At 61.1% G+C, this 12,265-nt stretch carries 12 protein-coding genes; 11 read left to right on the top strand and 1 reads right to left on the bottom strand.

Translation table 11 applies throughout. The annotated features are described in order from the left end of the window. Window positions 1-4: 4 nt before the first annotated feature. The 5 genes from trbC (at window position 5) to SCA01S_RS17690 (ending at window position 7,982) form a co-directional block, all read left to right on the top strand. A complete protein-coding gene (gene trbC, locus SCA01S_RS17710; RefSeq protein ID WP_062787918.1) occupies window positions 5-748 on the top strand; it encodes a type-F conjugative transfer system pilin assembly protein TrbC in 744 nt (247 codons plus the stop codon). Further along, the gene (locus tag SCA01S_RS17705; RefSeq protein ID WP_062787917.1) at window positions 745-2,580 is read left to right on the top strand and encodes a conjugal transfer protein TraN; all 1,836 of its coding nucleotides are present in this window, start codon (window positions 745-747) and stop codon (window positions 2,578-2,580) included. Before trbC ends, SCA01S_RS17705 begins: the two co-directional genes overlap by 4 nt. A 288-nt stretch (window positions 2,581-2,868) precedes the next feature. Continuing rightward, window positions 2,869-3,699 (top strand): conjugal transfer protein TraF, encoded by an 831-nt coding sequence (locus SCA01S_RS17700; RefSeq protein ID WP_084391108.1) that lies wholly within the window; start codon window positions 2,869-2,871, stop codon window positions 3,697-3,699. Between the two features lie 53 nt (window positions 3,700-3,752). After that, entirely contained in the window at window positions 3,753-5,153 is a 1,401-nt protein-coding gene (locus SCA01S_RS17695; protein WP_062787986.1) for a conjugal transfer protein TraH, read from the top strand. 18 nt (window positions 5,154-5,171) lie between these two features. Continuing rightward, on the top strand, window positions 5,172-7,982 hold the full coding sequence (locus SCA01S_RS17690; RefSeq protein ID WP_062787915.1) for a conjugal transfer protein TraG N-terminal domain-containing protein: 2,811 nt from the start codon (window positions 5,172-5,174) through the stop codon (window positions 7,980-7,982). Window position 7,983: 1 nt separating this feature from the next. Here the strand turns inward: SCA01S_RS17690 and SCA01S_RS17685 are convergent, their stop codons facing one another. After that, window positions 7,984-8,193 (bottom strand): hypothetical protein, encoded by a 210-nt coding sequence (locus tag SCA01S_RS17685; protein ID WP_062787913.1) that lies wholly within the window; start codon window positions 8,191-8,193, stop codon window positions 7,984-7,986. A gap of 160 nt (window positions 8,194-8,353) precedes the next feature. On the opposite strand from SCA01S_RS17685, the gene SCA01S_RS17680 reads away from it, so the two are divergent. The 6 genes from SCA01S_RS17680 to SCA01S_RS17655 form a co-directional block, all read left to right on the top strand. Continuing rightward, window positions 8,354-8,677: a type II toxin-antitoxin system MqsR family toxin gene (locus SCA01S_RS17680; protein WP_062787912.1), complete on the top strand. Its 324-nt coding sequence runs from the start codon at window positions 8,354-8,356 to the stop codon at window positions 8,675-8,677. Further along, a complete protein-coding gene (locus SCA01S_RS17675) occupies window positions 8,670-9,071 on the top strand; it encodes a type II TA system antitoxin MqsA family protein (protein ID WP_062787910.1) in 402 nt (133 codons plus the stop codon). Before SCA01S_RS17680 ends, SCA01S_RS17675 begins: the two co-directional genes overlap by 8 nt. 200 nt (window positions 9,072-9,271) lie before the next feature. Further along, window positions 9,272-10,045, top strand: a complete 774-nt coding sequence (locus tag SCA01S_RS17670; RefSeq protein WP_062787909.1) for a type IV toxin-antitoxin system AbiEi family antitoxin domain-containing protein — start codon at window positions 9,272-9,274, stop codon at window positions 10,043-10,045. Further along, on the top strand, window positions 10,035-10,961 hold the full coding sequence (locus SCA01S_RS17665; RefSeq protein WP_062787908.1) for a nucleotidyl transferase AbiEii/AbiGii toxin family protein: 927 nt from the start codon (window positions 10,035-10,037) through the stop codon (window positions 10,959-10,961). Before SCA01S_RS17670 ends, SCA01S_RS17665 begins: the two co-directional genes overlap by 11 nt. 132 nt (window positions 10,962-11,093) lie before the next feature. Continuing rightward, the gene (locus SCA01S_RS17660) at window positions 11,094-11,675 is read left to right on the top strand and encodes a hypothetical protein (RefSeq protein WP_062787906.1); all 582 of its coding nucleotides are present in this window, start codon (window positions 11,094-11,096) and stop codon (window positions 11,673-11,675) included. 30 nt (window positions 11,676-11,705) lie between these two features. Continuing rightward, window positions 11,706-12,265, top strand: a 560-nt coding sequence (locus tag SCA01S_RS17655; protein ID WP_245652749.1) for an RES family NAD+ phosphorylase, incomplete at its 3' end; no start/stop codon positions are given.

Raw genomic sequence — 12,265 nt, 5'->3', positions numbered from 1 at the left:
CAAGATGCGCCTTCTTCCCTTGGGTATCTTGGCCCTTCTTGGAATGGCAGGAGTGTCAGCGCTGCTTGCCCAAAACATCGATGGAGTTGATGTCCAAGCGGTAAAGAAACGCTCGGCTGACCTCGCAGCCGAGGCGCAGGCCTTTGTCGATCAGATAAAGGATCGAGGGGATCGGTTCCGGGAAGAGGCCGCGACGACGCGCGACGGGGGAACCGAGAATATGCGCCGCGTCGCCGCACAACGTCTTCCGAAAGGTCCAGCGGGTCCGGTCGATTTTGATGAAATCGTGCAAGGGGCGGCCAGCAATACGCAAACCAATGGTGGGGAGGCACCGCAGTTCATCGCGTTCGCCAGCCTGTCGATGCCAGACGAAGCTTTGAAGCAACTCATCCGCGACACTGCCGCTGCTGGTGGCGTGGTCGTCTTTCGCGGCTTCCCGAACAATTCTGCCAAGGAGTTCGTGGCGCGACTGAGCAGGGTGGTCAATAAAGGGCAGTTCGCAAGCATTGGCATCGATCCGCGGCTCTTCCGCGCCTTCCAGGTCCAGGCCGTCCCAACCTATGTGAGCGTTTCCTCGGACTTCGATCTCTGTGCGGGCTTTTCCTGCACGACGAAGGTTCCGCCATATGATCGCATGATCGGCAATGTGACGGTCGAATATGCCCTCAGTAACTTCGCCGAGGGCAACGGCCCCGGCGCACGAGTGGCTGCGGTGGCGCTGTCGAACATGAAGCGGACCAACCCGTGATTGCGCGGCGCCTTGTGAGCACGCTTTGCGTACTGCTCCTGGTCGCCGAGCCGGTGAGTGCGCAAACCATGACGGTAGAACAGGCTCGCGAAGAAGGCAAAGCGATGGCTCTGGAGAAGAGGAACGATTCCTCGATCGTACCGTCGACCGATGCCCAGGCGAAAGCGGTTCCGGGCTATTCGGGAACGGACCAGCCTCAGAGCACCTATTTCGACGATCCCGATCGGCTTGTCTCCGACGCTCAGGCCATGAAATCGGGAAACGAAAGCTATCGCCTTTCGACCGATGCCGATCATATCCGGCCGACCTTCAGTAACGCAGACATTCTGGCGACCACTAATCGTGCGACAACCGTCGAGAATGACCCGACGACTTATCTCGACGACGTGGCGATCTCGAGCGGCTCGGGCGCCTGCACTCCCTTGCCTCCGCCGACGAGCGGCACGGGATATTATGAGGCGACCTGCAACCAGGGCACCAAGATCGAGGATCAGCCGCGATCCTGTGCGATTACCATGGTTCCCGAGACGACCACGACCGACGCTTACAAGTTCTTCGTCGTTCCGAATGGTGCCTATGGCACACCGTTTGCGCGCTACGATGCAATGGCCCCGCATCTCGCCGCGGGCACCTGCAAGCCCACAGGCATAGTGATGCAGGCGTGCGCCGCCCATGTCATCTACGGCGTTTCCACCAACAAGTTCTGCGACGATTATTATGCGACCGAATATGTCTGCTCGGAGAACCTGACAGATCTATCGCTGCTTCCGAGCCCGATCACCGGCCAAGGATGGCATGCCAAGACGACCGAGGCGAAGGTCACCGTCAAGCGCGTTGACGGCTGCACAGGGCTTGCAGGCGACACCATGTGCTCCGCCGATCCGGCTGGCGAGGTGTGCACGGAAGGGTTGGAGACCCGGATCATCGAGGGTGTGCCTGTGACGCAGCCTTGTTGGGCATGGAAGCGGGATTTCTCGTGCAAAGTCATGACGGCAGGAAACGACTGCGGCGATTTGGAGGCGAACTCGGCCTGCACCTATGTCCGGGACGATTGTCTGGACGATCCCCAGGACGGGCCGTGCAAGGTCACGGAGAAGGTCTATCGCTGCCCGACACCGGCAAGCAAAGTGCCGACCGACAAGCAATATATCTGCGGAGACGACGTCTACTGCGTCAATGGCGACTGCGAGCCGATCGTTCGCGAAGCCTCCACCGAATTTCGCGATGCGCTTGTCGGCCTGCATGCGCTTGATCAAGCGGGCAAGGAATTCGACGAGAATAACTTCCGCGTGTTCACGGGTACTCGCGAAACCTGCCACAAGCCGGTTTTCGGCCTGATCAATTGCTGCGCCGGCAAAGTGTCGGGTGCCGTCCCCGTGGCGGCAGGCGCCGCGGCGCTGGCTGGCGGGCCGGCGGCGATCGCCGCGTTCGCCACCCCATTTCTCGTCCTGTTCGCGTGCAGTCAGGACGAGATGAAACTCGACATCAAGGATCGGATGGGGCTTTGCCACAATCTCGGTACGTACTGCTCATCGAGTTTTCTCGGCATCTGCTCGACCAAGCGCACTGCCTATTGCTGTTTCGAAAGCAAGCTCTCGCGCATCCTGCAGGAGCAGGGCCGCCCCCAGCTCGGCAAGCCTTGGGGTAGCGCGAAAAAGGAACAGTGCCAGGGATTCACGGTCGACGAATTCGCCCGGCTCGATCTGTCGGTGATGGATTTCACGGACGTCTATTCGGACTTCATGGATGCCGCGAAGCTGCCCGACGAGGTGCAGACAATGTCGGACATCCAAGCAAAAATTCAGTCCTACTACGATCTCCACGGCAAATGACGTGGGCCCGATGAAGCCCGCGCTGACAGAGGCCGCCGTGCGGCTCAACATCAGGGAGAAAGTTCATGACACTGTCGCTTCTCGAGCTGCCGGTCATCGTGTCAGCGTTCGTCCTACAGCCCTCCAGCAGCACGCCTCCCACGCCGGCGCCGACACCGTGCGCTGGCCAGCACCGCACGACGGTGGCGGACTGCTGCGTCCACGTCTCGGGGTGGGATCGGCCTGCAGACCAGCTCCTCCTCACATCCCTCCGCGCCAGCTCCAGCGATGACGAAAGGAAAGCGAGCCATGTCGATCTTCGGTAAGACGTTCATCCTGACCGCCGCGCTGTCAGCCGCGAGCTGGGGGCCGCAGGTCCTCGCGCAGGAAACACCGCCGCCACAGGGCGATGCAATTGAACAGGATCGCTCCGACGACTTCTATTGTCGCGAACGGCGGCTCGGCCAATGGTTCTATTGCGCGAAGCCCAAGCCAGCGGAGGAGACCGGGTCTACGGCGCAGGTCCGGGAGGAGAGCGCGGTCGATCGCATCGCGGCCATCGCCAAGCAACTGGATGAGCTGAAGGCGAAAGCGATCCTGGATCCGACCGAAACCAACGTGATCAACTATGTGCGCTTCCAACGCGAGCAGCTCGATCGCGCGTCGACCTTCTCCGACACCTGGCAGCGCGCGCTCTGGCAGAACCCGGACCTCGACTACACGCTGCAGCGGCCCGTCTCGACAGTGGGCAAACGGCTCTGGCTGGACAACCGCCAGGCGGACCGGGATGCGGTCCTCACGAACCTCGGCCAGCGCTACGGTCTCTTCTATTTCTACGCTCAGAGCTGCGGTGCCTGCGAGGTTTTCGCGCCGATCCTGCGATCGGTCACCGACAGCCACCGCATGACGGTGATGGCCGTCTCGATGGATGGCGGGCCGAACCGCGAGTTCCCGAACTACGTCGTCGATTCCGGCCAGCGCGCACGGATGGGGATTCCAGGCAACGAGACGCCAGCGCTGGTCCTCTTCGACACCCAGACCAAGCGGACGATCCCGGTCGGTTACGGCGTGCTGAGCGCTGATGAGATCATGGATCGCATCTTCATGCTGACCAACACCAAGGTGGGGAGCGATTACTGATGGCGCGCGGGCAAAAGGGCGCGCTGCGCCGTAGGCTGGGCACCGGTCTCGCGCTGGTCGCCGCTTCGCATTTCGCATTGGTCGGCGTCGCGCGCGCCGATGTCGCCTCGCAGATGAACGGCTTTTTCAACGACGCTGGCGGCGCCGCGAATGTCACCGGGCCGACGGCGTTCCAAGGCCAGTCGGCCGGCTATTACTCGCTGGGCAATGTCTGGACGCGCTTTCCACAGAAGAGCGTTTCGCCTTTCAACCTTCAGCTCCCGAGCGCGCGAGCGGGATGCGGCGGCATCGACCTTTTCGCTGGCAGCTTCTCCTTCATCAATGCCTCGGAGATCGTGGCCATGCTGAAGGCGACCGCGAATAACGCTCTGGGTTTCGCGTTCAAGCTCGCGATCGATTCCGTTTCGCCGGAGATCGGCAAGGTGATGGACGAGTTCAGCCAGAAGGCACAGCTTCTCAACCAGATGAATATCTCGAGTTGCGAGACCGCGCAGGCGCTCGTAGGCGGGATCTGGCCACAGATGGAGACCACACGCTCCACGATTTGCGAGGCCGTCGGCAACAGCCAAGGTGTGTTTTCGGACTGGGCTGCGTCCCGGCAAGGTTGCAACAACGGGAACCGGCGCGACAGCACGATCGCGGGCAATACCGACGCCAATATGAAGGACCAGCTCGTCGGGGAGCCGCACAATTACACCTGGGAAGCCCTGAAGAAGTCGGCCAAATTCGGAGCATTCGACCAATCGTTCTCCGAATATATCATGACGCTGGTCGGGACCGTCGTGACGACGCCGTCGACCGATCCGAGCGTGGGCGGGAAAGTCGTCATGTTCGGACCGGCGGAGGAGGCGGTGGTAACAGCCTTGCTTGACGGCACAGCCGATGCGCCGGCCGTGAAGATGCTCAAGTGCAACGACACCGAGTGCTACGATGTCGGTGAGCAGACCCTGACGGTGCCGGCATCGTCGGCGTTGCGGCCGCGGATCGCGGGAATGATCCGCTCGATGAGCAGCAAGATTCGCACGGACACCGCCCTCGATGCGTCGGAGAAGCAGCTCCTGAACCTCGCCACGGTTCCGCTCTACAAGATTCTCTCCGTTCAGGCTTATGCGCATTACGCCCTCACCGATGGCGAGATCGAGACCCTGTCCGAAATCGTTGCGGTCGACCTGCTGGCGGCGATGCTCGACAATATGCTCGATCGGGTCGAGCAGGCGCAGACGCATTATCAGACATTCGACCAGGCGACCGCGACTCAGTGGAAGCAGCAGATCGCGGCCACACGGCAGAAATTTGCGCAGCGCGATGTAAAGCTCTCTAACAAGCTGCAGGTGACGATGCAGATCATCGACCGCAGCATCATGCTCGAGTCCACACTTCAAAACTCGATGACGCCGGGCATGTCATCCGCGCTGAACTTCTCACGTGGCCTGAACGCACAGGGCCTGATGTAGGGCGGGGGAGCCGGGACGATGCTCGAAGTCTTCACGGTCGGGGGCGGGGAGTATCTCGTCAACACTTTCAACGCGGTCGCCGCTTGGTCGGGCGGCGGCGGGTACCGATCACTTCTGCGGGTCGTGATGGTGATGGGCCTCATCTACTCGCTGCTCGTGGTCGCCTTCACCATGAACTTTCGCGTGTGGATGAACTGGTTTCTCCAATCAACGGCCATCTACCTCTGCCTCATGGTGCCTACGATCGATGTGAAGGTCACCGATCGGATCAATCCATCGCTCGCGCCGGCTACAGTCGCCAACGTCCCGTTGGGGCTCGGTGTCCTGGCGAGCTTCACGACGCAGATCGGAGACTGGCTGACGCGTACGGCAGAGACTGTCTTCGTAATGCCAAGCGAGCTCAACTACTCGACGAACGGCATGGTCTACGGAGCGCGGCTTTTCGACGCGACCCGCAATTTCATCATTCGCGATGCCGAGTTTTCAACGAACCTTGAGGAGCACTTCAAGAAGTGTGTTTTCGGCGATGTGATGCTCTACCAAAAGTCGCTGACGCTCCTCGCGCAATCGAAAGACCTATGGGCCGACATCGGGCCCGGATCGGAGGCGCGCTCGCAGCAATGGCTGGAGCGTCAGGGGGACGGGACCGTCACCAGCGCGATCGTCACGTGCCGGCAGGCCTATGGGATGCTCGATGCACAGTGGGCACCGATGATCGAGGCGAACACTCCGATCTGGGGGAAAGAACTCTATCCGAAGCTGAGCAACTCGCTGGCTGCCGACAAGCTCAAACATGATCTCCCGATCGCGAACGCCGCGTTCACCGGCTCGGGCAGCAGTTATAGCGATTCCATGCGGCAGAACACGGCGATCAATGCGTTCATGCAGGCGCGAAATAGCATGGCGGGAGGAACGGGCGCGGCGACGATCGATACCTTCGCACAGACCCGTGCCGACATCCAAGCCCGCAATACCTACAATTCGATCGCGCAGCAGGCGATGGCGTGGGTGCCGATCCTCAACATCGTGCTGACCGTCGTATTTTTTGCGATGTTCCCGGTGATCTTCCCGCTTTTTCTGATGCCACAAACGGGGCTGGCGTCGCTCAAGGGCTATGCGATGGGGTTCTTCTACCTGGCTGCCTGGGGGCCGCTTTACGTCATCCTCCATATGATCTGCATGACGCGGGCCGAGGCAGCCTCCGCTGGTGTCGCCGCCGGCGGGGTGACGCTCGGCACCTACGCCGGAATTGGCGCGGTGAATGGGGAGACGGCGACGATTGCCGGCTTCATGCTGATGAGCATCCCGTTCCTCGCCGCGGGCCTCGCGCGCGGTGCGATGTCGATCGCCGGCCAGGCGACCTCGATGCTCGCGCCGGCGCAGAATGCGGCCGAAGCCGCAGCCCTCGAGCAGACCACTGGCAACTACTCCTACGGCAATGTGAGCTGGGCGAACGCGACATCGAATATGCGCCAAAGCGACCAGTGGTCGACGGCGCCGAGCTTCATGGGCGGTGCCACCAGCGTCGGGTGGCGACAGGACAACGGCGCGGTCGTGTCGGGTTTCGGCAACGGCCAGGAGGTGTTCGATACGAGCGGCGCGATTTCGCGATTGGGCTTTACACCCACGATGAGCACGGGTTCGGTGGCAGAATGGCGCGAGATGGCGAACGAGGCGCACCGCCAGGCGCAGGCCTATGAGAATGCCGCAGCCGACATCCTGACGGCGACCCACGCGAACCGCAGTGCCTTCGGTACCTCCACCGAACGCTCGTCGGGCTGGGAGTCGAGCAGCGGGCGTCAGGCGAATAGTTCTGTGGAGGCGTTCGACAGGCGGACCGCAAGCAGTTCACAGGGCCTGGAGGAACGCGATACGATCTCTCAGGGCCAGCGCATTACACAAGGGCATGACCGCCAAGCACAGACCAACGACCAGATATCGGGGACTATTTCGGCTGGAACGGGTGGTCGGCAAGCGGGACGTGGGGCTGGTGATCGCGGAGGAGTGCTAGGTCGACTACCCTCCATCGGAGGAAGCGTTTCCAAAACAGGCAGCCAACTCGACGGCTTGCGTTATGGGACGGACGAGACTCGTGGCAGTGACAGCGCCAACACATCGTCGAGTGGGGTGCGGGACGAACATGCCAGCGGCAGCGGCGCGACGATGTCCGATGGGACTTACTCACGCAGCGGCAGCTTCAGCCGGGCTTCTGCGACATCGTCCGCGTCGTCGAGCACGGAGGATTCACTCGCGCGAGCGAAGTCCTATTCGGAAACGGCCCGCCGGCTCGAGGAGCTTTCCCAACAGCTCTCGCGCGATGCAAGCTATGCGGAAACGCATGGCATGCAGCTCAGCGAAAATCTGAGCCAGGATCTTGCGCAATGGTATCGGCACCAGCAGGTCGAGAACCCGGGTCTTGAAGCGCCTGAGCTTTGGGCAACCGATCTGACCGACCAGCAGCGTCTCGTGCGCCAGGAAATGATCACGCGCTGGATGCACGACAAACAGGATGGCATTCGAGCCGAGATTGCGGGCCGCCTGCACGACCCGGACCTCGTTGACGTGAGCCGGCCGAGCGTCTCGAGCGCAGCAGACGTCAAGACATCTTACCGTCCACACGGACCCGGGCGATTGGCCAGCGGCCCTGCCGGTGCTGGCGATGTGGCCGCCGCCGCAATCATCGAGGCCGGCAAGGGCGAGTTGAATAACGATCGAGCAGCGGCTCAGACGATGCGAGGGCAGCGCGTGCTGGGTGCCGTCGATCTGGAGCAGGAAGTGAACCGCGATCATGATCGCGGCTTCTTCCAAGACCCCAAGCTTCGCGAATAGGTCAGATCAGGTAGAAAATAGCTCCGACAAAGCTGACCATCAGAGCATAGGCCAAGGCATAGCCGATCATTCCGCCACGCGTCGGATTGCCCTCCTGGTCGGTGATCATCTCGATTTCCGGGATTTCTTCCTCGACGACAGCAAGTGTCGGACCGCCAGGAAGGTCCTTAGTCAGATTGTAGGTGTTGAGGTCGAATTTGGCGAAACGCATCGGCTTTCTCCGCGCCTCCACCATAGTGCGTTCGAGGTTTGTTCGCAACTGCTTACGTTATACGGCTCAGCTGCGTTAGCGCGCGAAATGCCCACGCTAGAGGAGCGATTTCGCGAACTGGACCAGTCTTGATGAATTAACCTTCAAGGTGTATATCGGGATGGCGATCAAGCGGAAGCCGCATCATAATCTGGCTGCGGTCCAGGCGAAGTTCGCGCAGGTTGGGACCTTGGAGATCACGCGCACCGCCGTCCAGGGCGCCCGCGCTTTGGGCTATTCGCTGGGAGACATCGTTGAGGTGGTGCAAGCACTTGAAGCCGGCGACTTCATTAAGTCGGAGACAGCGCACAATCCGCCCAACTCGAAGGTATGGCACGACACCTACAACATGCCGTGGGACCAGCGGTGGCTGTATCTAAAATTCGCAGGCGAAACGTTGGTCGACGTCGCGCTCACATCGTTCAAAGAGGTCGGCAATGACTGAGACGCGCATCCATCCCGAGACCGGCACGCTCCTGCGACGCAGCGTGCGTCCGCAGACTGTGAAGTTCGGCTCGATGACGCGCACCGTCGAGGTACCCGGTTGGTATCCCGACGATGACGGCGACGCGATTCATTCCGGGGCCGATCTCGCCGAATCCGATCGCGTGTTTCGGGAGCTGAAGAAGGCCTATGCGGCTCATGTCCGCGAAGTCCGCAAGCGCTTGAAGCTGACACAGGAAGAAGCCGGATATCTGATCGGCGGTGGTCGCCGGGCCTTCCAGAAATATGAAAGCGGGGCCATGTCGCCGAGCGATGCGGCTGTGGGCCTGATCGAGCTTCTCCATCGGCATCCCGAGGAGGTCGAGTTTCTGAAGTCCATTCGGTCAGCAGCATAGAGCATGAACCAAAGTATGTATCTTACGGGGTTCGGCCCCGTTCATCGTTCTCGCAAGACGGGATGCGCCGGGCTATGCCGCAGGAATATGTCGGGTCCGCCTTTAACATTGAATTATAGGCGATAGCTATACCGTTGGCATATTAGCATGGAAAATTCCGAGGCATTGATCGACCTTGGAATTTATGCGATAGATATGCCATGAAGGTAGGTCGAACTGATAAATTGAGGTCGTTGCTCGATGCGTGGGAGCCACACACGGTGGCGACCAGCCCGCATCTCAAGGCGCTCGGTCTGACAGCACAGGACCTGCAGAACTATAGATCCTCGCAGTGGCTCGTCTCGTTGGGTCGTGGCGCATTCAAGCGCCCGATGGAAACAGTGACCTGGCAGGGAGCGCTTTACAGCGTTCAGTCCCAGCTGAAGCTGCCGGTCCACGTGGGCGCGCTCACGGCGATCGAGATGACGGGAAATAGCCACTATGTGCGCTTCGGAGAGAGCAGGGCCTACCTCTTCTCGCCGCTGCACGTGGTTCTGCCGGCATGGTTTCAGAAACATTGGGGGGGGGAGGTCCGTCATATGCAAACCAAGCTCCTGCCGAACGATATCGGGCTCACCGAGCACCGAACCCCGGAAGGCTATCCATTGACAGCCGCTACGCCCGAGCGGGCGATACTGGAGCTGCTGCATCTCGCGCCAAAGGAATTCGATCTCGTCGAGGCCTGCCAGATCGTGGAGGGCATGACGTCGCTTCGCCCCAAGCTCATGCAGTCCCTGCTCGAGGCCTGCACATCGGTGAAGGTCCGGCGGCTGTTCCTCTACCTTGCGGAACGGGCGGACCTCCCGGTCATGCGGCACGTGAAGGTGGAGCAGATAGATCTGGGCTCCGGCGATCGCAGCCTTGCGAAAATGGGGCGGTACGTCCCGAAATACAGACTGCTCCTCCCCAGGGAGCTTGTGTCGAGTGGCAACTGACCAATATCGTGACCAGGTTCGCCTGCTGTTGGACGTCCTGCCTTTGGTCATGGCGGAGCCGGCCTTCGCATTGAAAGGCGGCACGGCGATCAACCTGTTCGAGTGGGATCTCCCGCGGCTCTCGGTCGATATCGATCTAACCTACCTTCCCCTCCAAGACCGGGCGGCCTCTCTGCAGGCGATCGGCGAGGCGCTTGCCCGGATCAAGGTAGAAATCGAACGCCGCCTCCCGCCAACCCGCGTGACCCAGACACGCCAGGGCCAGGAAGGTATGGAGGTCAAGCTCAACTGTCAGCGCGGCAAGACCCAGATCAAGGTCGAGGTGAATCCCACCCTGCGCGGCCATCTCCTTCCTCTCCGCGATCTTCCCTGCTCCGACCGTGTGCAGGAGAGATTTGAGGCTTTCGTCGAAGCGCGCTGTCTCTCGCACGGCGAGCTCTTTGGCGGCAAGATTTGTGCCGCGCTGGACCGGCAACATCCGCGCGATCTGTTCGACGTGAAGCGTCTGCTGGACGTAGAGGGCGTCGTCGATGAGGTTCGTCACGGTTTCGTCGCGGCGCTTGTAAGCCACGGGCGCCCGATCGCTGAACTGATCAGCCCGAGCCGAAAGGACCAGAGCGGAACGTTCAAGGCCCAATTCGAAGGCATGCCCTTCGAGCCGTTCACCTATGAGGATCATGTTCATACGTTCGGTCGCCTCGTGGCGGCGATCCATAGGTCCCTCGGCGCTGATGATCGGAGGTTCTTAGAGAGTTTTGAGGCCGGAGACCCGGAGTGGGACGCCTTCCCATTGCCAGCGCTTCGCGAGCTGCCCGCTCCTCAATTCAAGTTGGTAAACATCCGCAAATTTCGAAAGGCACAGCCGGAACGGCACGCAGCGGGTCTCATCGCGCTGGAAGCAGCTTTCGAGAAATAGCACGCGGTAATGCGCATCGCAGGAGAGCGCCCGATTGCTTCGTGGGTCCGGGCTGAGAGATTCGAATTCATCCACGAGTTGAAATCGTGTTGGTTTCGGAGTATATGAAACTGACTCAACAGGAATGATCGAATGGTTCGCCCAGCAAATATCGGTTTCGTTGATGCGGATCGCGTCCTCCACGACCGGATTGTGGCGAGCACCGACCGCATCATCAAGATGATGCCGGCGGCGGCAAAGGCGGCGGCGATAAGCAGCGTCGACGTGCCGAGCCTTGTCTTCCATCTCGCGCTTGGCATCCCGGCGGTCGAAACGGATAATCCGGAAGCCGCGGAAAGAATTACGAACGCCATCGCCTTCAAACGGCGGCTGATCGATGCTGCAGGCGGAGCTCTGACCGCGGAGAAGGTTCGCACGTTGCTTGGGCACAAGACGATCCAGGCCGTCTACAAGGCGGTCAAGGATCGCCGACTGCTGATGGTCGAAGACAACGGGACGAAGCTCTTCCCGGTCTTTCAGTTTGATGGGAATGCAATTCTTCCCGGCGTTGCGAAGGTCCTTAGCGCCGCGCCGGAAACGACGGGCTGGGCCGTCCTGCAGTTCCTCGTCAGCGGCGATGAAGGTCTTGATGGAGTGAGCCCGATCGCGTTGCTGAAGGGCAGCGATGCGGAAGTTGAGCGCCTAGTGCGTTTCGCCCGTACGCTCGAAGATTGACGCAATATGGGAGCGAAAGGCGGGATACCCGTGGCGACGATCGCGACGGGGCGAGTGCTTCATCGCGTGCACGCCGCGACGGTCGCGGCCAAATGGTATGGCCGCAAGGACGCGACCTGGCGTTGGGACGATCCGGACGGCAAATTCGGTGTGCTGTATTTGGGCAAGACGCTCGTCGGCCCCTTTGCCGAGACCTTGCTGAGGAGGCCGACGGACCGGGATGTCCTTTGGGATCAGGTCGCCAGGAGACGCGCTGCAAGATTCTCCGCAACGCGACCGATCCGGCTGGCGAAGGTCCACGGACCGGGTCTCGGCTGGTTCAGAACGACCACCGCCGGAGTCTCGGCCGACTTCGATCCGGTAGACAATCCTGGCGCGTATGCGGTGCCCCAGCGGATCTCAGCGGAAATCTACAGCACCACCAGCCTCGATGGTATCCAGTACCGATCGCGGTTCGACAGCGATGAGCTTTGCATCGCGCTGTTCGATCGGGCTGACGCTGCAATCTCCTTGGACACGGAGGGTGTCGTCATCGCCAAGGACTGGACCCGGACCGTGCTCGGCGATCGCGGCTATACGCTGATCGAACT

Source organism: Novosphingobium capsulatum NBRC 12533 (genome assembly GCF_001598375.1).
Lineage (GTDB): Bacteria > Pseudomonadota > Alphaproteobacteria > Sphingomonadales > Sphingomonadaceae > Novosphingobium > Novosphingobium capsulatum.
The sequence above is the reverse complement of the archived record's forward strand: the minus strand, read 5'-3'. Positions and strand labels throughout refer to the sequence as shown.